This is a genomic window from Pseudomonas sp. H1_F01, assembly GCF_054681425.1.
Genome location: NZ_CP162823.1, coordinates 3,984,319 through 4,005,888, shown reverse-complemented (window position 1 = coordinate 4,005,888; position 21,570 = coordinate 3,984,319). Strand labels below are relative to the sequence as shown.

The following is a 21,570-nucleotide window of genomic DNA, read 5'->3' as shown; positions in this document are numbered from 1 at the left end:
GAACTGTACGGCCCTGGACGATTCAAGAGAGTGGCCATCGACACTGGCTTGGCAGAGTGCCAAATCCGCCCATGGCTCAATCAGCCTTGCGGGTGACGCAGCTTCGATGATCTTTGGTCCTTTCATGCATGACGCACCTGAGGATGAGACCGCCAGGCATCTGGTACGCGAAGCACAATTGGCGCTGATCAATGATGTGCTTGAGGTCCTCGGGCAAAGCGGCGTCTCCCATTTAACCGTCGAGTCGTCCCAGCCGTCCTCGGGTTTACTCAGTGCTCAGGTATTACTGCAACTGCGTGTCGGTCAATCGACGCTGCATCTTTCGCTGGATGCGGCACTGCTCAATGCGGCACTGGAGAAACCTGTTGCCCGCACGCCTTTGATCGAACGCAAGCAGGCACTGGGTAACGCTCGGGTGAAGTTGTCGGTGCGCCTCCCGTTGGCAAGCCTCTCCATCGGAGAGATGCGAGATTTGCGTCCAGGGGACACCTTGCGAGCCAGTGCATTGCTGGCCGATCCGGTCTCGGTACAGCTGGCCGAAGGCCCCGTGATCGCGGGTGGATATTTGGCCAAACAGCACGGTCAGGTAGCCGTGCAGTTGATTTCCCATGAATGAATCAGGAGTGGTGGTGTGACTGCAACAGTAGATGCAATTGAGCTGGAAGAGGCCCGGGTGGCGGTCAATGATGGGCAGTCACCGCTGATCAAGCGGGACATGAACTTGATCAAGCATGTGGTCGTGGAATTGGTGGTACAGCTCGGTCACGCCTCCATGAGCGTGGATGAGTTGTTCGCGCTCAAGGCTGGCGACGTTGTCAAACTGTTGGAGCAGGTGCATGAACCGGCGTCGTTGTGCCTGGACGGTAAACCGGTTGCCCGGGGCAATCTGGTGGCGGTCGATGACAACTTTGGCATTCAGTTGACGGAAATACTGTGACGTCTGAACCCGTAGCCCCACCGCTTGGATTAGCGTTGCGGCAGGACGATCCGCTGTCGTTCATGTTGATGATCAAAGTGATGCTGATCACCGCTGTTTTATTGGCGGTGGTCTACGGCGTGATGCGTTGGTATGCGCAACGTCACGCCAGCGCCGGCAGCACTTTAGCTGGCCCGATCGAGTTGCAGTGTGTGCGGGCCTTGCGCTTGTCAACGAAGACCAAGGTGTATCTGCTCAAGACAGAAACGTCGCAGATTCTGGTCACTGAGTCTTCGAACGGAGCAATCGTGACCCTCTTGCCTGAACAACCTTCATCCTCTGCGCAGGGTGCTCGCTCTTGAAGTATTCGATATGACTCGCCGCATGCTGTTCCTGGTGCTCAGCGGCTTTGCTCCCTTCGCGGCTGCTGCGGATGACTTCTCTGAATGGGGAAGTTTGCACATCAATCAGATCCAATCGCCGGTCAGCATTGTGGCTTTGCTGACGGCGCTGTCGTTCCTGCCCTTTTTGGTCATTTCCCTGACCACGTTCACCCGCAACATCGTGGTGTTGTCATTGGCAAGGCAGGCATTGGGGCTGCAACAGACGCCGCCGAATATCGTGTTGATCGTACTGTCGATGTTCTTGACGTTATTTGCCATGGCTCCAACCCTGGAAAAGGCCTATGACGCTGGCATCAAGCCATTCCTGGCGAACAAAGTAGGGCTTGACGGCGCTGCGTTGCAAGGGTGGGTGCCGATCCGCGATTTCATGATCAGGCAGACCCATGAAGAGGATTTGCGACTGATTTATGAGTTGGCCAAGGATCCGCTGCCGCAAGCGCCGGAAGGGCTGTCCCCGGTAAAGCTGGTGCCGGCATTCATGTTGAGTGAGCTGAAACTGGCCTTTCAGATCGGCTTCATGATCTTCCTGCCATTCTTGATCATCGATCTGGTGGTGGCGTCAATTCTGATGTCGTTGGGGATGATCATGGTGCCCCCCATCACGATTTCTTTGCCATTGAAGATCATGCTGTTTCTGTTGATCGACGGTTGGGGCCTGATTGCCCAGACGTTGATGCGCAATCTCGGCTAGGGCAAAGGTGCAGCCTTCCATGGTGACGGATGAGCCCCGCAATGAAGGCAATGACGAGCAGGCGTTGTGGCGCAATTGGCTGGACAGCAAAACAGAGGCGGCCAGGAGCCGGTTGTTCTTTTTTTATGGCCAATGGCTTCGGATGATTGTCGGGCTTTTGTATTCTCGCTACCCACATCCATTGGCTGAGTGGGGGGACTACGTGAATCTGGCCTCGATTGGCCTTTTGCAGGCCATTGACCGGTTCAATCCGGAATTGAATACGCGTTTCCAGTCCTATGCCGAACCTTATGTAAAAGGTAACGTGCTTAAGGGCTTGTCCTGTTATGTAGGCGATCGACGTCGCTATTACCGGGAACGGCTGGAGAGTATTTCCGGCATGCAGGAGGAGGGCCGAGCGGAGTCCGATCTGGAGCAGGTGGCGAACGTCGCTATCGGCTTGGCGTTCGGGTTGTTTCTGGAGTCTGGGATCGTTGACCCTGAGCCAAAGGACAATAATCCGCTAAGCCTCTACGAAGTGGAGCGTGAAAGCGACACACTGGAGGAGTGCGTGAAGCTTCTTTCGGCGAATGAACAGCGAGTCATCCAGGGGCACTATCACCAGCATTTAAGCTTCACCGAGATTAGCGAACTCATGGGCATCTCGAAGTCACGCGTTTCACAATTGCACGCCCAGGCGTTGAAAAACATTCGGATAAGCCATGCAAGATTAATGGCCGGGGATAGCTGGTAGCATCGGTGGGGCGAGGTGCTGGCTCTCCGGTGAAAAAGCCGGCTGCGGCGGCTGCCGTGGATCGGCGGATTGTTAAAAAACACTATAAAAAGAGTAAAGCAATTGACTCATCAGCACAGTACGCAAACTAGGCGCACTTGGACGCCACGACCACTTGTAAACCGAAATTTGATCGCTGTGTTGTATCGCGCCGCAGGCGAGGCAATGAAGCCGCTTGGCCAGGGCAGGGTATTGAACCTGCTGCCTTTGCTGATTGGCGCATTGGCATTTTTCATGGTCATTGGGCCGCGTGCGTTGGACCCGCAAAATATCGCGTGGTTGGGAAATGGCGATCCGGCCACTCATTATTTGGGCTGGTTGTTCTACAGGCAATCGCCGTGGTCGTTCCCTATCGGACTGAATCCATCCTACGGGCTTGAACTGAGCAACAGCATCATCTTTTCGGATTCCAATCCGCTCCTGGCCTTTGTATTCAAACCCTTCGCGTCGTTGCTGCCTGAACCTTTTCAGTATTTTGGTCTCTGGCTGCTGGCTTGTTTCATGCTTCAGGCATGGTTTGCCTGGAAACTGGTGGGATTGATTACGCCCAGTATTGCTATCCGAGCCCTCGGCGCGGCGCTGTTCCTCTTTGTGCCTCCCATGATCCTGCGCATGACCGTACACCTGTCTTTGGGCGGGCATTTTTTGGTCCTCGCGGCGTTGTACCTGAACCTGCACCCAGCCTTACGCAGAAGACGTATGGCCTGGGGGGCATTGTTGGCGGCGGCTGCGCTGATCCATGCCTACTTTCTGGCGATGATTGCACTGATCTGGCTGGCTGATCTTGCCGCCAAATACTTTAAGCGCCGGCTGTCCCTTGGCTCCGCGGCCATTGAGTTGGGGGTGTTGTTTTCCCTAGTCACCGCCTGTTGCTGGCAGGCCGGTTATTTCACCGTCGAGCGCGCAGGCGTTACTTCTGCCGGATTCGGTCTGTACCGGGCAAACGTCTTGACGCTGTTCAATCCCCAGAACTGGTCGTATGCGTTGAAAAATCTCCCGGGTGTACCGGGGGACAGTGACGGTTTCGCTTTCCTGGGGACGGGCCTGATTGTTTTATCGATTTGTGCCTTTGCAGGATGGTTGCGCGGTAATACAGGGCTTGGGTCCGCGCTGTATAAACGGCCGATGCTAGGGCTGGCGTTGATCGGTCTGACCATTTTCTCGTTCTCGAACCATGTCGCAATCGGTTCGTTCGAGCTTGGTTATTCCTTGCCCCCTCAAGTGATTTCCATTGCGAACATCTTTCGTGCCTCAGGGCGAATGTTCTGGCCGATTTACTACGTTGTGATCTTTGTCATTATTTTCCTGATCGTTCGCGCCAATACGTCAAGAACGGCCGCGTGTCTTTTGGGGATGGCGCTCTTGATACAAGTTTTCGACACTCACAGCGGTTGGTCGGACGTCAGAAAGAAATTCATGGTCAAGCCGGCATCCGAATGGGCGACGCCTTTTGTCGATCCGTTTTGGAAGAGCGCTGCATCTCATTACCAGAAAGTTCGATGGATAGTGCCGCAGAATCTCTCCCCGCATTGGCTTTCTGTTTCAGCTTTTGCAGGCCTCCATCATTTGTCAACGGATGCCCCCTACCTTGGGCGGATGAGTATGACGCAATGGCGACAGGCTGACGAAAAAGCCACCCAGGCCTTAGCATTGGGAAAGTATGAACCGGACTCGCTGTACTTGATGGACAGCCGGGCTATGTTGCGAGCGTTGGGCACCGTTGATACTTCCGCTGATCTTTTCGCCAGGATAGATGGGTTTACCGTGCTTGCGCCTGGTTGGAAGCGGTGCAGCGAATGCCCGCAGTTGACAAATGAACAGGCGCCGATGGCCGCCCCACTTGAGCTTGGCCATACCGTGCGATTCGATCAACGTGACTCAGGTACAGCGTATCTGGCAAAGGGGTGGCTTGACGCGGAGCAATGGGGCACCTGGTCCGAGGGAACCGATGCGGAAATAGTATTGCGAGCAACAAACCTCGTACATTCCATTCGCTTGGAGGCTTCAGCCTTTCTTGTGCCGGGTCATGCACAACAAAAAGTCACGGTTCTTATCAACGGCTTACAGGCATCGACCAACACGCTTGAAAAGTCAGAAGGCAACATCCTCGAAATACCCGTTACACCCTCGATGCAGCAACGCATTGCGGATCAGGGCTTCTTGAGGATGCAACTGCAATTTGCGGACGCGATAAGTCCGCAGCAGCTCGGCTTGGGCGAGGATGCCCGGATACTCGCGCTTGGTTTGAAGACTATGACCGTCAACTAACGGCGGACGACCCTGGCTCCCAGCAGGGGGCTGTGCAAGTCGAAAAGCCGAGGTTCACCACCATCCTGTGTGGGAGCGAGCTTGCTCGCGATAGCGGTGTATCAGGCGACTTCGATGTCGACGGTCATGACGCCTTCGCGAGCAAGCTCGCTCCCACAGTAGCCGCAGAACGATGTGCCTTATTTGCCCGCCGACCGTCCGTTGACATTCGGCCTTCCTCGACCATTATTAAGTGCCTCCAGAGTCATCACTCCTCCAGAGGCACGATCATGGCGCAAACGGACATTCTCATTGTGGGAGCCGGCCCTACTGGATTGGTCCTGGCTCTGTGGCTCACCCGGCAGGGGCTTGCTGTCAGGATTGTCGACAAGAGCAGCGGACCGGGGGAAACCTCGCGGGCCATGGCCGTCCAGGCCCGCACACTTGAGCTGTATCGCCAGCTCGACATGGCCGATGCGGTCATCGAAGCCGGGTACAAGACCCCGGCCATGAACATGTGGGCCCGGGGGAAACGCAAGGCGCGGATTCCCCTGGTGGACGCTGGCGGGGATGTATCGCCTTATCCTTTTGTCCTCATATACCCCCAGGATCGTCATGAGCGGCTGTTGGTCGAGCAGCTTCAGTCCCTGGGCGTCGAAGTCGAGCGGCAGACTGAACTGGTGTCCTTCGAGGACCGTGGCGACCACGTTACCGCGCGCTTGAAACACTCCGATGGTCGCGAAGAAACGCTGACGACCGCTTACCTCGCAGGATGCGATGGTGCGCGTTCGCTCGTGCGTCATCAGGTGGGGAGCGGCTTCGAGGGCGGCACCTACAAGCAGTTGTTCTACGTGGCGGACGTGTCTGCCAGCGGTTTCGAGCCTGCGGATGAGGCCCATATCGCCTTTGATAAATCCGAATTCGTGTTGGCGTTTTTCTATGGCGAAACTGGCCAATATCGCCTGATCGGTACGGTTCGCGATGAACGCGCAGAGCATCCAGAGACGCTCACGTTCGAGGACGTTGGCCATGACGCCATCAACGGCCTGAACATCAGGATCAATGGCGTGAACTGGTTCTCCACCTACCGGGTCCATCATCGCGTCACGGATCAGTTCCGCTGGGGCAGGGTGTTTTTGCTGGGAGACGCGGCGCACGTCCACAGCCCGGCCGGTGGCCAAGGCATGAACACCGGCATCCTCGACGCGATCAATCTGGCCTGGAAACTGGCGGCGGTCGTGAAGGGACAGGCGCCAGACGCGTTACTCGACAGCTATCAGGCCGAACGCCAGGCGTTTGCGCAAAAACTTGTGGAAACGACGGACCGGCTGTTTACCTTTGCTACTGCCCAAGGCAATTTTGCCGACTTCGTGCGCACGCGCATCGCACCGCTCTTCGCAAGTGTCGCCTACAAAAGCGAAAACGTGCGTGAGTACCTGTTCCGGATAGTGTCCCAAACCACCTTGAATTATCACCAGAGCCCGTTGAGTGCCGGCAAGGCGGGTGACGTACTGGGCGGTGACCGTTTGCCCTGGGTACCGGTGCCGGGCGCTGACAACTACGAACCGCTCGCATCCATCGGCTGGCAGGTGCACGTCTACGGCGAGGCCGGGGCGGAGCTGAAAGCCTGGAGCAGCCAGCACCAGATCCCCCTGCACACGTTCACCTGGCGGGATGAGCATCATAAAGCCGGGCTGTGCCGGGACGCCGCCTATCTGCTGCGTCCCGATACCTATGTCGCCCTGGCCGATCCCCAAGCGTCTGCGGCAACGTTGAGCCGGTATTTCAGCGACCGGGGCCTGACGCTGCCGGCTTGAGCGCGTCAGGTGTGGCGGTTGGCCCTCAGCCCAGATCCCCAGCCTCATGCCGCTCCGGCACCTGGCTCGCCTCATCCCCCCACGTGCGGTTGACCCGCTGTCCGCGCAGGACGGCCGGGCGCTTGGCAATCTCTTCTGCCCAGCGCTGCACATGGGTGTATTCGTGGGCACTCAGGAATTCGGCGGCGCCGTACACGTTGTTGCGCACCAGTTGGCCATACCAGGGCCAGACCGCGATGTCGGCGACGGTGTAGTCATCGCCTGCCAGGTATTGGCTTTCGCCGAGGCGGCGATCCAGGACGTCGAGTTGACGCTTGGCCTCCATGGTGAAGCGATTGATCGGGTATTCGAGTTTCTCCGGTGCATAGGCGTAGAAATGCCCGAAGCCGCCACCCAGGTATGGGGCAGAGCCCATCTGCCAGAACAGCCAGTTCAGTGTTTCGGTGCGGCCCGCCGGGTCGGTGGGCAGGAAGGCGCCGAATTTTTCCGCCAGGTACAGCAGGATCGAGCCGGACTCGAAGACACGGATGGCAGGTTCCACGCTGCGGTCCAGCAGGGCCGGGATCTTGGAGTTGGGGTTGACCTCGACAAAACCGCTGGAGAACTGGTCACCTTCGCTGATGCGGATCAGCCAGGCGTCGTATTCCGCGCCCGTATGACCCAGCGCCAGCAGTTCCTCCAGCAGGATGGTCACCTTCACGCCATTGGGCGTGGCCAGGGAATAGAGCTGCAACGGGTGCTTGCCAATCGGCAAGGTTTTTTCGTGAGTCGGCCCAGCGATAGGGCGGTTGATGCTGGCGAACTGGCCGCCAGACGGGGCGTCGTTTTTCCAGACCTTGGGCGGAACGTAGGACGCTTGGCTCATCGGGACATACCTCATCGTTTGCTTGTGGTGTGATCCCCCAGAGTCTACCGCTGTTCGTTCATGATTCGCGCCACTTCACCAGAAGCCTTGAGCTGCTCGAAAGCGCGCTGGGCCTTGGCGACGACTTCGTCAGGTGTGCTCAGGCTGAACGCCAGGTGGACCTTGTGGGGTTGCTCGTCGAGGGTATAGACCTCTTCCAGCGAAGTGAAATCCACTTGGGCATCCTTGCTCATCAGGCGCGCGGTGTTCTCCGGCATCGGCAGCATTTGGATCTGGTGATTCAGCAGCTTTTGAAAGTTGTCGTGGTTGTTGGCCGAGATGACCAGCCGGGTAAACCCACGCTGTTGCAGGTAAATCTGCTTGGCGTCATTTCGCACCACGCCGATGCTGTACTGCTTGGCATCCTCGAGATTGTTGACGGCGATGCCTTCACTGTCTCGCATCTTGTAGAGCCGGCTCGCCACCCGGTGTATCTCACCGACCCATTTGAACAATTGCTCGCGGGCCGGGGTGCGGTCCAGGGGGAAAATCAACACGTTAGGCTCGTGCAGCGCCTTTTCGTAGGCCCGGGCCCACGGGTATAGCGACAGGCTGTAGTCGGTGAGCTGCGCGTTCTTCAGCGTTTCTTCGGCGATGCGAATACCCGGCCCGACGACCTTGTTGTCACGCTGGTAGGCATAGAGGGAATCTTCGGTCACGACTTCGATCGTCTCGGCGTGGCTTTGCAGGCTGATCGAGGTGAGAAGCAGGCACGAGCAGAGTATCAGGCGATAGTGCATATACAGACCTCATGGCACGCGATGGTTTACAGGGCGACGCAATCGCGCCCCTTGTGTTTGGCCCGGTACAGCGCCTGGTCGGCGCGTTGCAGCAGTTGATCGAAATGGTCCATGGTCTCCGGGTCCAGCTCGGCGACGCCGATGCTCACGGTGACAAACGACGAGACCTTGGAACCGCTGTGGGGCAGTTCACGTTCCGCCAGGCTTGTACGGAAACGTTGGGCGGCCTCGCAGGCCTGGGCGGCATCGACGTTGGGCAGGACCACGACGAACTCTTCGCCGCCTACGCGCGCGGTCAGTTCGCCAGAGCGGCCGAACACGCTGCGCAGGGTCTCGGCGATCTCTTTCAAGCACAAGTCGCCCTGCATGTGGCCGTAGGTGTCGTTGTAGATCTTGAAGAAATCGACATCGCACATGAGCACCGCCAGCGGGGTCTTGTGGCGGATCGCCCGGCGAAACTCGATGTCCTTCAACTCGTCGAAATAGCGACGGTTGGCCAGCCCCGTCAAATCGTCGTGGCGTGACAGTGCTTCGAGGGCCTGGTTGGCCGCCTTCAATTCCGCGGTGCGGGCCTCGACCAGTTCGGCCATTTGGTCGCGGCTGGCGGCAAGGGCCAGTTCGTCCGAATGCTGGCGTTCCAAATGGGCGCGCAGGTTGTCCTGGAGTGTATTGACCTGGAATTCGAGCAGGCTCAGCTCGTCCTGGCGCTGCACCGCCCGTTGCAGCTTGAGGTGACGCTTGAGGGTTTGCGGCGCCAGTTCGCCCAGGTGCCGGGCGATGTGTACCACATGCACGGTCACCAGGCGGTTGAACACGGTCATGACCAACCCTGCCAGCAGCAAGGACTGGATGAGCTGGGTGATGACGATGCTGCGTGCTTCGCCCCAGAGGCGCTCCCACAGCAGGTTATTGTCGCCTTCGATGGTCAGCTCGCCGACTTTTTCATGGGCCCCGGCGTAAGGTTGTGCGATGAGCTGGCGATGCAGCACCGGCACCACGCCCGATTGACCGACGGGGTATCGATTGAGTTCGATGACTTCAGGCGCTTGCCCGGGGCGCAGGATGTTCAACACCAGGCGTCCCACGGGCGCTGCCATGGCGACGCTCGCGATTTGCTGGTCGAGGGATTCACGGTCCAGTTCCCAAATGGCATGGGCCAGGGTGTTCTGGAACACCTGGTCGATCAGGGCCAGCTCCGAATTCATTTCCGCCAGGTTGTTTTCCCAGGCCAACCAGGTACGCCAGGTGACCATCGCCAGGGTAAAGAGCAGGCAGAACAACAGCGTTGCCAGTACCAGGCGGCGCCCCAGGGAGCTGAACGCCTTGGTCTGTGGTTGTAAGGAGGACGCCATGCGGAAATTGGCATCCATGTCATAACCATTTGCGCAGGATGGCATCGTAGACGCCATTGCGCCGGATGGTCTCCAGGCCCACACGGAACTTCGCCACCATATCGGCTGGCGTATTGCGGCTGAATGCCATGCTCAAGCCGTCTGCGCTGCTCAGCTCGGGCAGTGCCAGCGAGCGGATCAGCAACTTGTCCGGGTCTTCGCCGTTCTGGCGCGTCAGATACAGCGCGTTGAGCTCATTGGAAATCCACAGCTCCACGTGATCGACCTTGAGCTTGCGGTAGTTGTGTTCGTACTTGGTGCTCGACTGCAATTCCTCGCCGATGCGAAAGCCCTTCGAGACCAGGTATTGCTCACCCACGTCCTGATTGACCGTGGCGATCTGGTGACCATGGGCATCGGCCAGCGAGTCGAGTTTCACCGGCCGGTCCGCCAGCGAGTAGAGGTACCACTGCGTCGGGCCGATGCTGCCGACCCACTGGAAAAGCGGTTCACGTGCAGGCGTGCGGACGATCGAGTAGATGAGCACGTTGCTTTCATTGAGCGCCAGTTCGTAGGCACGGGCCCACGGCATGGAATGGATAGGCGCGTCCATGCCGACCTCCTTGAGCACGGCCTGGACCACCTCGGTGCTCATGCCGGTCATTCGGCCGTTCTGCGTCATGTTGTAGGGCGGCAGTTCCTCGGTCACGATGCGCAGCGGCGCCTCTGCCGCGCCAGCGCTTGCAGCGAGGAACATCAGGACGCCCCACACCAGCAGGCGATTCAGCGGCAAACCCATTGATCATTACCCTATGCAACTGCAGAACCCGGAGGTCTGGAAGCTATTATTGATAGGGTTATCGGCTGGGCTGACGCCTGCTTGAATCCGGCCTGTCGAAACTGCCAGCCCAGCCGCAGGATCAACCGTTCAACAACGTCATCGTGTGCGCCTGGTATCGGTCGCCTGCCACGGCACCTTCGCCTGCGAAAATCCCATCCAGTTGGGCCAATTCGTCAGCGCTCAACATCACCGAAGCCGCTGCCACGTTGCTTTCCAGGTACTTGCGCTGCTTGGTGCCCGGGATCGGGATGACATGGTCACCCTGGGCCAATACCCAGGCCAAGGCCAATTGCGCAGCGCTGATGCCCTTGTCCAAGGCCAATGCCTTGACCCGCTCTACCAGCGCCAGGTTGCGATTGAAGTTGTCGGCCTGGAAGCGCGGGTTGAAGCGGCGATAGTCATCGGCGGCGAAGTCCTCCGGTGATTTCAGCTCACCGGTCAAAAAGCCCCGGCCCAAGGGGCTGTAGGCGACGAATGCAATGCCAAGGCGCCGGCAAGTATCGAGCACGTCATTGTGTTCTGGCTCACGGGACCACAGCGAATATTCGCTTTGTACCGCTGCCAGGGGATGCACGGCGTGGGCCCGCTGGATGGTCTCGGCGCTGGCTTCCGAGATCCCGATGTGGCGGACCTTGCCGGCCTTGACCAGCTCGGCCATGGCGCCGATGGTTTCTTCGACGGGCACCTCAGGATCGATGCGGTGCTGGTAGTAGAGGTCGAGGTAATCGGTATCGAGACGCTTGAGGCTGCCCTCGACAGATTGCCGGACATAGTCGGGGCGACCATTGACGCCGCGGGCATGGGGATCGCTGCTGCGCACCAGGCCGAACTTGCTCGCCAGGTAAAGGCTGTCACGCTTGCCGCGCAGGGCCCGTCCGAGCAGTTGTTCGTTGGTATGCGGCCCGTACATGTCGGCGGTGTCGAACAGCGTCACGCCCAATTCCACGGCGCGGTGCAGCGTGGCAATCGCTTCGCGCTCGTCCACGCCCGTGGTGTAGAAATCCGACATGCCCATGCAGCCCAGGCCGATGGAGGAAACGTGAGGGCCGCGATGGCCGAGTTGGCGAGTCTTCATGCTGATAGCTCCTGGAAATGAACGACCTGTGCAGTCTCTATCAAGGGGTTTCCTGGATAAATCCATGATTATTGGTTTAACTATTCGTGATATCTAAATAATGAGGCGCGAGATTGGACCGATTACAGGCCATGCAGGTGTTCCGGCGCATCGTTGAACTGGGCGGTTTTGGCAAGGCGGCCGATGACCTTGGGCTTCCGCGGGCCACCGTCAGCCTGCTGATCCAGCAGTTGGAAGCCCATCTGGGCGTGCAACTGTTGCAGCGCACCACCCGGCAGGTGCGCGCAACGCTTGATGGGCAAGCGTATTACCAGCGCAGCGGCCAGTTGCTGGACGACCTCGATGACCTCGAAAGTTCGTTGTCGGCGCAACGCAGCCAGCCGCGCGGCACCTTGAAAGTGGACATGCCCATTGCCTTTGGTTGCACCTGGATCGTGCCACGCCTGCCGGATTTCTATCGCCGCTACCCGGCGTTGCAACTGGACATCGGTTTTCATGACCGCCAGGTCCATCTGCAGCGCGAGGGCGTGGATTGTGCAATCCGCGCCGGCAACGTCGTCGACCAGGTGCTGGTGGCGCGTCCCATCGTGCGTCTGCATCAATTGACGTGCGCCAGCCCTGACTATCTGGCCCGCGCCGGCACGCCCGGGCGGTTGGAGGATTTGGCGGCGCACCGGGCCATCGGGTTTGCGTCCGGCAATGGGCGGTTCTTTCCGTTCGAATTCGAGGTGGCGGGGCGGGTGCGCGAAATGCAATTGCCCAGTGACTTGAACGTCAACAATGCCGACGCCTACGTGACGGCCTGTGAAGCGGGATTCGGCTTGATCCAGGTGCCGCGTTATCACGTGCAACAGCAGTTGGCCGAAGGCCGGCTGGTTCAAGTGCTCGACGACTACAGCGTGCCGTCGTGGCCGATCTCAGCGGTATACCCGCCCCATCGACAGTTGTCGCCCAGGGTGAGGGTCTTTATCGACTGGGTGATCGAGCTGTTGCAGGGAGAGGCGGATGCCCAGGGGGCGCTGATGGATAGGGTGTAGAGCAGCGCCGAATCGCTGTGGGAGCGAGCTTGCTCGCGATAGGGCCCTGTCAGTCAATAGGACCTCAAGCCTTGACCCAGCGTTGGCGACTCCAGCTGCTCAACGTATCGACCGCGAAAACCAGCAACAACATCGCCAGGATCACCGTGCTGCCCTGGGCTTCCTGGAACAGGCTGAGGCTGACGTAGAGCATTTGCCCCAAGCCCCCGGCGCCGACGAAGCCGAGCACGCTGGCCATGCGGATATTGTTTTCCCAGCGGTACAAGACATAGGCCAGTAGCTGGGGCAGGAGGTTGGGCAGCGTGCCGTAGCAGAAAGCCAATACCGCATTGCCACCTTGCAGGCGGATGGCGTCGGCCGGTTCGGACGGGGTATTTTCCAGGGCTTCGGCGAACAGCCGGCCGAGCACGCCGGTGGTGTGCAGGGCCAAGGCCAGGGTGCCGGCATTGGGGCCGAGCCCGGCGGCGAGGACCATCAGCGCCGCCCACACCAATTCTGGAACCGCGCGCAAGGCATTGAGCACCAGCCGCGAAGCGCTCTGCAGGGGCCAGCCGAAGCGCCCGGCCGCAGGCAAGGCCAATAGCAGGCCGAAGACTGCCGCGAGCAAGGTGCCAATGGCCGACATGGCGAGGGTTTCCAGGGCGCCGTGGCCGATCGCCTTCAGGTGGCCCAGGCTCAGGTCCGGGCTGAGAAAACGCTGCGCATAAGCGCCCATCTGGTGCAGATTGCCGCTGTCGCCGAGCTCGCCCAGGTCGATGCCCAGGTAGATGAACGAGGCGACGACTGCCGCACCGATGCCCAGGACAATGACCGCGTTGATCAGGCGATTCATGCCAGCCTCCAGCGCAGCAGGCGGCTGAGTTGATCGGCGAGCAGTACCAGCACCAGGAACGTCAGCAGCAGGCTGGCCACTTCACCGCCGGCGAACATTCGCAGCGACAGGTCCATTTGCTGGCCCAGGCCCCCGGCACCGACGAAGCCCATCACTACCGAGGCGCGGATGGCGCACTCCCAGCGATACACCGTGTACGACAACAGTTCCGCCGCGACATTGGGCAGGATCCCGTAGCAGAAAGCGGCGAACCGGCTGCTGCCGGATTGCAAGAGCGCATGGGCCGGACGCTGGTCGACCGACTCGTAGATTTCCGCGTAGACCTTGCCCAGCATGCCGCTGTAGGTAATGGCGATCGCCAGTACACCGGCCGTGGGGCCGAGGCCGACGGCACGCACGAAGAGCAAGGCCCAGACGATTTCCGGGACGCTGCGCAGGAAGATCAGCAGGCCGCGCACCGGCCAGCGCAGCAGTTGCCCCCAATAACCCGGGTGCCCGGCACGGGAGGCCGCCGACAGCGATAGGGCGCGGCTGGCCAGCAGGCTCGCGGGCACCGCCAACAGCAACGCCAGGGCCATGCCGGCAGTGGCGATCGCCAGCGTCTGCAAGGTGGCCTGCCACAGCAGCTCGACAAATTCGTCGCCATGGGCTGGAGGCCAGAAGGCCGCTACAAACCGGCCCATTTCACTCTGGCTGTCCCTCGCCACCAGCACGCGAAGGTCCAGTTCGCTGAACTGGATGCCCGGCCACAGCAGGACGAGGGCCAGCAGAGTGAGCAGCAGGCGCGGGCGGGTGGCGGGGTCTCGGGTATCGCGCGTCAGCATCGGGGGATCTGCACGCTCAAGGATGAAGGGGGTGTTGGCGAAGACTGAAGCTGTTCGTTGGCGTAGAGCGTGTCGAGCAACTGGCGGTCGACCGCGTCGGTTGGCAGGTCGAACAGGATCTGGCCATCACGCAGGCCAATGACCCGGGAAAAGTGTGCCAAGGCCAGTTCCACCGCATGCAGGCTGGCGACCAGGGTGACGTTGTGCTCCCGGGCATGGCGGCAAAGCACCGAAAGCGTGTGCTGGGCCAGTACCGGATCCATGGCCGAAACCGGTTCATCGGCCAGCAGCACCTCAGGCGCCTGGTACAACACCCGGGCAATGCCTACGCGTTGCAGCTGTCCGCCCGACAGCTGCTGGCATTGCGCGAACAATTTGTCGCCCAGGTCCAGTCGGGCCAACGCCGCCCTGGCGCCTGGAATATCCAGCGGATGCAGCAGGTTCAACAGGCTTTTGCCGATGCCCCACTGACCGAGCTTTCCGGCCAGGACCGCCGTGACCACGCGTTGACGCGGCGGCAGCGGCGGCGATTGGTGGATCAGGCCGATGCGCGCGCGCAGGCGTTGACGCTGGCGGGCAGACAACTGCCAGGCGCGTTCGCCGAGCAGTTGCAGCTCGCCGTTACCCGGGCGCAGGGCAGTGGCCAGCAGGTTGAGCAGGCTCGACTTGCCCGCGCCGGACGGGCCGATGATGGCGACCTGTTCACCGACGCCGATGTGCAGGTCGATGCCGCGCAGCGCCTGGACGCCATTGGCATGGGTAACGCTGACCTGGGTCAGTTGCAGGGTCATTTGAGCAGTTCGGCGGCGCGTGCGGCTTCCTCGATGCCCTTGTAGTTCTCAGGCTTGGTTTCGATGAAGCGGCTGGCGGCCTGCAGATCGAGGATTTCCTTGTCCTTCGGGTTGGCTGGATCGAGTGCCAGGAAAGCTGCCTTTATCTTGGCCGCCAACGCTGGGTCGAGGGTACCGCGCACCGTCCAGTTGTAGTCGAAATAGGCTGGGGTGGTGGCGAAAACCTTGACCTTGGTCGTGTCGACCTTGCCGGCAGCGACCAGTTTTTCCCAGACACTGGCGTTCAGCACGCCAGCGTCGACCTTGCCGGCCTGGACCCAGGCGACTGTGGCGTCATGGGCGCCCGAGTAGCCCACGCGACTGAAGTAGCTTTCCGGCTTGATGCCGTCCTTGAGCATGAAATAGCGCGGCATGAGGCTACCGGACGTCGACGACACCGAACCGAAGGCAAAGGTCTTGCCCTTGAGGTCGGCGAGGGATTTGACGGCCGGGTCGGCGGTGATGAATTTACTGGTGAACTGGGCGTCCTGTTCGCGTTGGACCAGGGGAATGGCGTTGCCGGTTTTCAGGCGTGCCTGCACGAAGGTGAAGCCGCCCAGCCAGGCCATGTCGATCCGGTCGGTGGCCAGCGCTTCGACTACGGCGGGGTAGTCGCTGACGGGTACGAACTCGACTTTCATGCCGGTTTGCTGCTCCAGATAAGCACCCAGCGGCTTGAACTTGCGTAGCAGCTCGGTCGGGGCCTCATCGGGAATCGCACTGACTTTCAAGGTGTCGGCGGCCTGGGTCAGCAGGCTGCAAAAAGACAGGGCAACGCCGACGGCCAATGCCAGGGAACGCTTGAGCATGGAGGATCTCCGGTACATGAAGGCAAGGAATGGTGAAGCATCACGCCCACGTGGAGGGCGGTACGCCGCTCTGTGAGGGTAGACGAAGGAGAGCGATATTAACCGTTTTCTGGCCTGCCAGATGAAGAAGATAGGACAGAGCAGCGATCTCAAGCTCACCCACAACCCTTGTGGGAGCGAGCAAGCTCGCTCCCACATTGGCAGGTGGCGGACAGGAGATTCAGCGCGAGGCCTCAGTCAGGTGAGGCCTCGGCGAACGAGAGGTCAGAACAGCTTGGTGAACAACCAGTAGAGGCTGCCCGAAAGGAGGATGGCAGCAGGCAGCGTCAGTACCCAGGCCATCACCAGGTTGCGGATGGTGCGCATCTGCAAGCCGGAACCGTTGGCGACCATGGTGCCGGCCACGCCGGAGGACAACACATGGGTCGTGGACACCGGCAAACCGAACATGTCGGCGGCGCCGATGGTCAGCATGGCGACGGTTTCGGCTGAGGCACCTTGGGCGTAGGTCAGGTGGGACTTGCCGATTTTCTCACCCACCGTCACCACGATGCGCTTCCAGCCGACCATGGTGCCCAGGCCGAGGGCGATGGCCACGGCGATTTTCACCCACAGTGGAATGAACCGCGTGGAATTGTCGATCTGCTGCTTGAACAGTTGCAGCTGGGCGCTGGTGTCGGCGTCGAAGTTGCCGACCTTGTTCTTGTCCATCAGGCGAATGGTTTCGCTGGTCAGGTACATGTCGTTGCGCACGTTGCCCACGGCTTCGGCGGGGACTTTGGCCAGCGAGCCGTAGCCCTTGACCTCGGCGCCGATGCTGCCGGTCATGGCGGCCAGGGCCGGTACCAATTGCGGCGTCGCCTCCTTGCTGCCCACGTAGGTGGAAAGGATCGCTCGCGGATTTGCCGGGGCCGGCAGCGGCGAGTGCTTGACCAGTGCTTGCTGGGTGACTTGCGCCACGGCGGCGAATTGCAGCGCCTGGTCGGCCGGCATGGTGCGGTTCAGCGCATACGCCATCGGCAGGGTGCCGACCAGAATCAGCATGATCAGGCCCATGCCTTTCTGGCCGTCATTGGAGCCGTGGGCGAATGACACGCCGGTGCAGGTCAGGATCAGCATGCCGCGAATCCACCAGGGCGGCGGCGTATTGCCTTCCGGGGCCTTGTACAGCGAGCGGTTCTTGACGAAGGCCCGCAGCGCCAGCAGCAGCAATGCAGCGCAACCGAAGCCCACCAGCGGCGACAACAGCAACGCATAGCCGATCTTGGTCGCCTGGGCCCAGTCCACACCGCTGGTGCCGTCACGCCCGTGCATCAGGGCATTGGCGACGCCCACGCCGATGATCGAGCCGATCAGCGTGTGGGACGACGACGCCGGCAAACCCAGCCACCAGGTGCCCAGGTTCCACAGGATGGCGGCAATCAGCAGGGCGAAGATCATCGCGAAGCCAGCGGAGGAGCCGACTTGCAGGATCAGTTCCACCGGCAGCAGGGCGATGATGCCGAAGGCCACGGCGCCGCTGGAGAGCAGCACCCCGAGGAAGTTGAAGAAGCCCGACCAGGCCACGGCGAAGTTCGGCGCCATGGAATTGGTATAAATGACCGTGGCCACGGCGTTGGCGGTGTCGTGGAAGCCATTGACGAATTCGAAGCCAAGGGCAATCAGCAGCGCCACGCCCAACAGCAGGAACGGCGTCCAGGTGGTCACTACGGTGCCGAGTTCGTTCATGTCGTGCATCAGGCTGTAGGCGGTAAACAGCAAACCGCTGCCCAGTACGGCGAAAAACACCACCAAGGTGATCACGCTCGGTTTGCCGGTGAGCTGCGGTCTTGAGCTGGGGGCGATGGAACTCGATGAGTCCATGACCAGGGTCTGGTTTGTCATGATGAAATCCGATTCAGTGAGCGGTGGAAGTGGGAGGCGCGGTGCCGGGCGTCCCTGCCTGGCTGGCCTTAATAGACCCGAGGCACGATGAGCTCCGGTGGCGTCGGACTGCGGGAGTAGTCTTCCTGTCGTACTCGCTGCGGCAGTTCGATGGCCGGCATTTCCACCTCTTCATAGGGCATTTGCCCAAGCAGGTGATGGATGCAATTGAGCCGGGCCTTTTTCTTGTCGTCGGCGTGCACCACCCACCAGGGAGCCTCGGCGATGTGGGTGCGTTCGAGCATGATTTCCTTGGCCTTGGTGTAGGCCTCCCAACGCCGGCGGGACTCCAGGTCCATGGGGCTGAGCTTCCATTGCTTGAGTGGGTCATGAATGCGACTGAGGAAGCGCAGGTGCTGTTCCTGGTCGGAAATGGAGAACCAGTACTTGATCAACTGGATACCGGAGCGAGCGAGCATCCGTTCGAATTCCGGCACGGTACGGAAGAACTCTTCGTACTGGTCGGCGGTGCAGAACCCCATGACTTGTTCGACCCCGGCGCGGTTGTACCAGCTGCGGTCGAACAGCACGATTTCACCCGCCGCAGGCAGGTGCGAGACGTAGCGCTGGAAGTACCATTGAGTCCGTTCACGGTCGTTGGGGGCGGGCAGGGCGGCGACGCGGCATACCCGTGGATTGAGTCGCTGGGTAATACGCTTGATCACGCCACCCTTGCCAGCGGCATCGCGTCCTTCGAACAGGATCACAACCTTGTGTCCGGTCTTGACCACCCAGCTTTGCAGCTTCACCAGTTCGCCTTGAAGGCGGAACAGTTCGCTGAAATACAGTCGTCGGATTTCCTTCTCGCTGCTATCCGGGGCATGTTCATCGAACAAGGCGTTCAGGTCATACCCGTCTTCGGATAACTCCAGCTCCAGCTCTTCGTCACTGTGGTCAAGCAGTTCGCGGTGGATGCGCTGTACCAAGGTGTCCTGGGTTGAAAGCATGATGGAAAACTCGGTCGTGGAGGCGCCATCCACGCTAGTTGCATTTTGTTACATGACGGTGACGGTCATCCGAGCTTCACGCGCTTTCCCATGGCTAAAACGTTTATCTCTGGAGGATGCCTGCACGATCGAGTTTTATCGATTACGCTCGAAGGCGCAGGGTTCGCCCGAAATTTCGTTGGTGCGCGTCTGTTTTCCATGGCCGAGCGCCAGGGGTGTCATCCAGGTGTCATCGAAGCCATGGCAGGATCTTCGCAAACCATCGTGGGAAGTCCGGCAGCGCCTGTGCCTGCTGGCTGATGAATCAAGGAACACCGCTATGAAAGGCGACGCCCCCCTGTTCGCGGCCATTGACTTGGGCTCTAACGCTTTCCGTTTGATGATCGGCCAGTCGGTCAAGCGCAATCGACAGTTGGTGATCCAGGAAGTGAAAACCCTGCGCGAGCCGGTCCGATTGGCTGAGGGCCTGCAGGCCGGGGCGTTGGACGAGCTGGCACTGGATCGGGGCTGGCAGGCGCTCGCCCGATTCGGCAAGAAACTGCGCGGCTTTGAAGCCGGACGGGTGCGGGCGGTGGCGACCAGTGCCGTGCGCGAGGCGGCGAATGCCCAGCTGTTCCTGGCCAGCGCCGAGCGCCACCTGGGGTTTCGGATCGACGTGCTCTCCGGGCACGAAGAAGCCCGACTGGTGTATGCCGGTGTTGCCCATACGGTGCCCGGTGTCGAGCGTACGCGGCTGGTGGTGGACATCGGCGGTGGCTCGACCGAACTGATTCTGGGGCAGGGTGCGCAGCCGCTGTTCACGGAAAGCATTGCCATTGGCAGCGGCACTTTTGGCGCGCGTTACTTTCCGGGCGGATGCATGACTGCTCAAGCGCTGTTGGAGGCGGAGCGAGTGGCCGTCCTGCAGTTTGAAAGAGTGGCGTCTCGTTATCGCGCGCTGGGCTGGCAGCAGGCTATCGGCTCTTCCGGTACCGCGCGGATGTTGGCCAAAGTGCTCAAGGCCAACGACCTCAACGACTTGGGTAAAGGCGGCATTACCTACAGTGGATTGTTGCGGTTGTCGTTGCGACTGTTGGAGGTCGGCCATGTCAACCAGCTCAGGTTGGCCGGCTTGCAAACCCACCGCCTGGGCATCCTGCCCGGTGGCCTGGCGATCATGCTGGCGGCATTCAAGGTCTTTGGTATCTCGCAAATGATTGCTTCCGAGCCGGGCCTGAGGTTCGGCGTTCTGCATGGTCTGATGCATCAGCACTGATCACGGACGGTTGTTACCCATTGCCGTCTATCAGCGATGGCTCAATTTCGAGCATCAGCGCCTCTTCGGTGACCCCTTCTTTACCAGATCATCCAGCATTTCATCGCCTGGGCAGTCGGTACGTCCGGTTATCGCAAAGCGTGGGCCCGGATCAGGGTGATTGCGTGAACGGGGCTTTTCGCTCTTTCGATATGCAGTCAGTGAAGGCACAATGCGCATCCTTTTTTGGCTCGCCTTGCCCGGAGGCCTCGAAAATGATCAAAACGCCGTACTACCTCATCGACAAACAAAAGCTGCTGGCGAACATGCAGAAGATCGCCTATGTGCGTGAGCAGTCCGGGGCCAAGGCCTTGTTGGCGCTCAAGTGCTTCGCCACCTGGTCGGTGTTCGACCTGATGCAGCAGTACATGGACGGCACGACTTCGTCGTCGCTCTATGAGCTCAAGCTCGGCCGGCAGAAGTTCGCTGGCGAGACCCATGCCTACAGCGTCGCCTGGGCCGACGATGAGATCGAGGAGATGCTCGCCAACTGCGACAAGATCATCTTCAACTCCATCGGCCAGTTGCAGCGCTACACCGAAGCGTCGGCCGGCAAGGTCCGCGGCCTGCGGGTCAATCCGCAAGTGAGCAGCTCCGATTACCTGCTGGCTGACCCGGCGCGCCCCTTCAGCCGCCTGGGCGAATGGGATCCGGTGAAAATCGAGCAAGTCATCGAGCATATCTCCGGCTTCATGTTCCACAACAACTGCGAGAACGGCGATTTCGGTTTGTTCGACCAGATGCTGGGCACTATCGAAGAGCGCTTTGGTCACTTGCTGCATAAGGTCGAGTGGGTCAGCCTCGGTGGCGGCATTCACTTCACCGGCGAGGGCTACGCCCTGGACGCCTTCTGCGCGCGGCTCAAGGCCTTCTCGCAAAAATATGGCGTGCAGGTCTACCTGGAGCCGGGCGAGGCCGCGATCACCCAGAGTGCGTCGCTGGAAGTCACCGTGCTCGACACGCTCTACAACGGCAAGCACCTGGCCGTGGTGGACAGTTCCATCGAGGCGCACATGCTCGATCTGCTGATCTATCGCCTGGACGCCAAAATGGCACCGAGCGAGGGCGAACACACCTACATGGTGTGCGGCAAATCCTGCCTGGCCGGAGACATTTTCGGCGAGTACCAATTCGATCGTCCGCTGTCCATCGGCGATCGGCTGTCGTTCATCGACGCAGCGGGTTACACCATGGTCAAGAAAAACTGGTTCAACGGCCTGAAAATGCCGTCCATCGTAGTGAAGCAGCTCGACGGCAGCGTCGAGGTGGTTCGCGAGTTTGTTTACGACGACTATCTGTCCAGCCTGTCTTGAGTTGGCGGAAGGAGAAATGAAGA

Annotated in this window: 21 protein-coding genes; 10 read left to right on the top strand and 11 right to left on the bottom strand. The window is 60.2% G+C overall.

Annotated elements, in window-relative coordinates; all coding sequences use genetic code 11:
• The first annotated feature begins 124 nt into the window (after positions 1-124).
• From AB4O09_RS18215 to AB4O09_RS18185, 7 genes are all read left to right on the top strand, one after another.
• Positions 125-616 carry a FliM/FliN family flagellar motor C-terminal domain-containing protein gene (locus tag AB4O09_RS18215; protein ID WP_233839777.1) on the top strand — a complete coding sequence of 164 codons (492 nt, stop codon included), beginning with the start codon at positions 125-127 and terminating at the stop codon, positions 614-616.
• 15 nt (positions 617-631) lie between these two features.
• On the top strand, positions 632-937 hold the full coding sequence (locus AB4O09_RS18210; protein WP_013693102.1) for a FliM/FliN family flagellar motor switch protein: 306 nt from the start codon (positions 632-634) through the stop codon (positions 935-937).
• Complete coding sequence (locus tag AB4O09_RS18205) at positions 934-1,278, top strand: hypothetical protein (RefSeq protein WP_100263957.1); 345 nt, start codon at positions 934-936, stop codon at positions 1,276-1,278. Before AB4O09_RS18210 ends, AB4O09_RS18205 begins: the two co-directional genes overlap by 4 nt.
• Before the next feature lie 10 nt (positions 1,279-1,288).
• On the top strand, positions 1,289-2,011 hold the full coding sequence (gene fliP / locus AB4O09_RS18200; RefSeq protein WP_013693104.1) for a flagellar type III secretion system pore protein FliP: 723 nt from the start codon (positions 1,289-1,291) through the stop codon (positions 2,009-2,011).
• 19 nt (positions 2,012-2,030) lie between these two features.
• Positions 2,031-2,744 carry a sigma-70 family RNA polymerase sigma factor gene (locus AB4O09_RS18195; protein WP_032833216.1) on the top strand — a complete coding sequence of 238 codons (714 nt, stop codon included), beginning with the start codon at positions 2,031-2,033 and terminating at the stop codon, positions 2,742-2,744.
• 204 nt (positions 2,745-2,948) lie between these two features.
• Positions 2,949-5,051, top strand: a complete 2,103-nt coding sequence (locus AB4O09_RS18190; RefSeq protein WP_027912324.1) for a DUF6311 domain-containing protein — start codon at positions 2,949-2,951, stop codon at positions 5,049-5,051.
• A gap of 269 nt (positions 5,052-5,320) precedes the next feature.
• Positions 5,321-6,847 (top strand): FAD-dependent oxidoreductase, encoded by a 1,527-nt coding sequence (locus AB4O09_RS18185; protein WP_460107304.1) that lies wholly within the window; start codon positions 5,321-5,323, stop codon positions 6,845-6,847.
• Between the two features lie 25 nt (positions 6,848-6,872).
• Here the strand turns inward: AB4O09_RS18185 and yghU are convergent, their stop codons facing one another.
• The 5 genes from yghU to AB4O09_RS18160 all read right to left on the bottom strand — a co-directional run bounded on the left by yghU (position 6,873) and on the right by AB4O09_RS18160 (position 11,738).
• Complete coding sequence (gene yghU, locus AB4O09_RS18180) at positions 6,873-7,712, bottom strand: glutathione-dependent disulfide-bond oxidoreductase (RefSeq protein ID WP_212795797.1); 840 nt, start codon at positions 7,710-7,712, stop codon at positions 6,873-6,875.
• Positions 7,713-7,756: 44 nt separating this feature from the next.
• Positions 7,757-8,491 carry a substrate-binding periplasmic protein gene (locus AB4O09_RS18175; RefSeq protein WP_460107301.1) on the bottom strand — a complete coding sequence of 245 codons (735 nt, stop codon included), beginning with the start codon at positions 8,489-8,491 and terminating at the stop codon, positions 7,757-7,759.
• 26 nt (positions 8,492-8,517) lie between these two features.
• The gene (locus tag AB4O09_RS18170) at positions 8,518-9,861 is read right to left on the bottom strand and encodes a diguanylate cyclase domain-containing protein (RefSeq protein ID WP_460107299.1); all 1,344 of its coding nucleotides are present in this window, start codon (positions 9,859-9,861) and stop codon (positions 8,518-8,520) included.
• A 1-nt stretch (position 9,862) separates the two neighbouring features.
• Positions 9,863-10,621, bottom strand: coding sequence for a substrate-binding periplasmic protein (locus tag AB4O09_RS18165; protein ID WP_003200978.1), 759 nt, complete (start codon positions 10,619-10,621; stop codon positions 9,863-9,865).
• A gap of 121 nt (positions 10,622-10,742) precedes the next feature.
• The gene (locus AB4O09_RS18160) at positions 10,743-11,738 is read right to left on the bottom strand and encodes an aldo/keto reductase (RefSeq protein ID WP_013693112.1); all 996 of its coding nucleotides are present in this window, start codon (positions 11,736-11,738) and stop codon (positions 10,743-10,745) included.
• Positions 11,739-11,851: 113 nt separating this feature from the next.
• On the opposite strand from AB4O09_RS18160, the gene AB4O09_RS18155 reads away from it, so the two are divergent.
• Positions 11,852-12,775, top strand: a complete 924-nt coding sequence (locus AB4O09_RS18155; protein WP_460107298.1) for a LysR family transcriptional regulator — start codon at positions 11,852-11,854, stop codon at positions 12,773-12,775.
• Between the two features lie 64 nt (positions 12,776-12,839).
• Here the strand turns inward: AB4O09_RS18155 and phnE (AB4O09_RS18150) are convergent, their stop codons facing one another.
• From phnE (AB4O09_RS18150) to ppk2, 6 genes are all read right to left on the bottom strand, one after another.
• Positions 12,840-13,607, bottom strand: coding sequence for a phosphonate ABC transporter, permease protein PhnE (gene phnE, locus AB4O09_RS18150; protein WP_013693114.1), 768 nt, complete (start codon positions 13,605-13,607; stop codon positions 12,840-12,842).
• On the bottom strand, positions 13,604-14,455 hold the full coding sequence (phnE, locus tag AB4O09_RS18145) for a phosphonate ABC transporter, permease protein PhnE (protein WP_460108428.1): 852 nt from the start codon (positions 14,453-14,455) through the stop codon (positions 13,604-13,606). The genes phnE (AB4O09_RS18150) and phnE (AB4O09_RS18145) overlap by 4 nt, the downstream gene beginning before the upstream one ends.
• A complete protein-coding gene (locus AB4O09_RS18140; protein ID WP_460107295.1) occupies positions 14,425-15,222 on the bottom strand; it encodes a phosphonate ABC transporter ATP-binding protein in 798 nt (265 codons plus the stop codon). Before AB4O09_RS18140 ends, phnE (AB4O09_RS18145) begins: the two co-directional genes overlap by 31 nt.
• On the bottom strand, positions 15,219-16,070 hold the full coding sequence (locus AB4O09_RS18135; protein WP_003200995.1) for a putative selenate ABC transporter substrate-binding protein: 852 nt from the start codon (positions 16,068-16,070) through the stop codon (positions 15,219-15,221). The genes AB4O09_RS18140 and AB4O09_RS18135 overlap by 4 nt, the downstream gene beginning before the upstream one ends.
• Before the next feature lie 264 nt (positions 16,071-16,334).
• On the bottom strand, positions 16,335-17,954 hold the full coding sequence (locus tag AB4O09_RS18130) for an inorganic phosphate transporter (RefSeq protein ID WP_003200997.1): 1,620 nt from the start codon (positions 17,952-17,954) through the stop codon (positions 16,335-16,337).
• Between the two features lie 68 nt (positions 17,955-18,022).
• The gene (gene ppk2, locus AB4O09_RS18125; RefSeq protein WP_027912321.1) at positions 18,023-18,940 is read right to left on the bottom strand and encodes a polyphosphate kinase 2; all 918 of its coding nucleotides are present in this window, start codon (positions 18,938-18,940) and stop codon (positions 18,023-18,025) included.
• 319 nt (positions 18,941-19,259) lie between these two features.
• On the opposite strand from ppk2, the gene AB4O09_RS18120 reads away from it, so the two are divergent.
• Both AB4O09_RS18120 and AB4O09_RS18115 read left to right on the top strand, forming a co-directional pair.
• Positions 19,260-20,195, top strand: coding sequence for a Ppx/GppA family phosphatase (locus AB4O09_RS18120; protein WP_003200999.1), 936 nt, complete (start codon positions 19,260-19,262; stop codon positions 20,193-20,195).
• Between the two features lie 254 nt (positions 20,196-20,449).
• Positions 20,450-21,547: a carboxynorspermidine decarboxylase gene (locus AB4O09_RS18115; RefSeq protein ID WP_003201000.1), complete on the top strand. Its 1,098-nt coding sequence runs from the start codon at positions 20,450-20,452 to the stop codon at positions 21,545-21,547.
• Positions 21,548-21,570 lie beyond the last annotated feature (23 nt).

Bases quoted from the DNA above. Each gene is read 5' to 3' on its own strand.
- AB4O09_RS18215 (WP_233839777.1), top strand. From the start codon at position 125: ATGCATGACGCACCTGAGGATGAGACCGCCAGGCATCTGGTACGCGAA.
- fliP (WP_013693104.1), top strand. From the start codon at position 1,289: ATGACTCGCCGCATGCTGTTCCTGGTGCTCAGCGGCTTTGCTCCCTTC.
- AB4O09_RS18195 (WP_032833216.1), top strand. From the start codon at position 2,031: ATGGTGACGGATGAGCCCCGCAATGAAGGCAATGACGAGCAGGCGTTG.
- AB4O09_RS18190 (WP_027912324.1), top strand. From the start codon at position 2,949: ATGAAGCCGCTTGGCCAGGGCAGGGTATTGAACCTGCTGCCTTTGCTG.
- AB4O09_RS18185 (WP_460107304.1), top strand. From the start codon at position 5,321: ATGGCGCAAACGGACATTCTCATTGTGGGAGCCGGCCCTACTGGATTG.
- yghU (WP_212795797.1), bottom strand. From the start codon at position 7,712: ATGAGCCAAGCGTCCTACGTTCCGCCCAAGGTCTGGAAAAACGACGCC.
- AB4O09_RS18175 (WP_460107301.1), bottom strand. From the start codon at position 8,491: ATGCACTATCGCCTGATACTCTGCTCGTGCCTGCTTCTCACCTCGATC.
- AB4O09_RS18170 (WP_460107299.1), bottom strand. From the start codon at position 9,861: ATGGATGCCAATTTCCGCATGGCGTCCTCCTTACAACCACAGACCAAG.
- AB4O09_RS18165 (WP_003200978.1), bottom strand. From the start codon at position 10,621: ATGGGTTTGCCGCTGAATCGCCTGCTGGTGTGGGGCGTCCTGATGTTC.
- AB4O09_RS18160 (WP_013693112.1), bottom strand. From the start codon at position 11,738: ATGAAGACTCGCCAACTCGGCCATCGCGGCCCTCACGTTTCCTCCATC.
- phnE (WP_013693114.1), bottom strand. From the start codon at position 13,607: ATGAATCGCCTGATCAACGCGGTCATTGTCCTGGGCATCGGTGCGGCA.
- AB4O09_RS18140 (WP_460107295.1), bottom strand. From the start codon at position 15,222: ATGACCCTGCAACTGACCCAGGTCAGCGTTACCCATGCCAATGGCGTC.
- AB4O09_RS18135 (WP_003200995.1), bottom strand. From the start codon at position 16,070: ATGCTCAAGCGTTCCCTGGCATTGGCCGTCGGCGTTGCCCTGTCTTTT.
- AB4O09_RS18130 (WP_003200997.1), bottom strand. From the start codon at position 17,954: ATGACAAACCAGACCCTGGTCATGGACTCATCGAGTTCCATCGCCCCC.
- ppk2 (WP_027912321.1), bottom strand. From the start codon at position 18,940: ATGCTTTCAACCCAGGACACCTTGGTACAGCGCATCCACCGCGAACTG.
- AB4O09_RS18120 (WP_003200999.1), top strand. From the start codon at position 19,260: ATGAAAGGCGACGCCCCCCTGTTCGCGGCCATTGACTTGGGCTCTAAC.
- AB4O09_RS18115 (WP_003201000.1), top strand. From the start codon at position 20,450: ATGATCAAAACGCCGTACTACCTCATCGACAAACAAAAGCTGCTGGCG.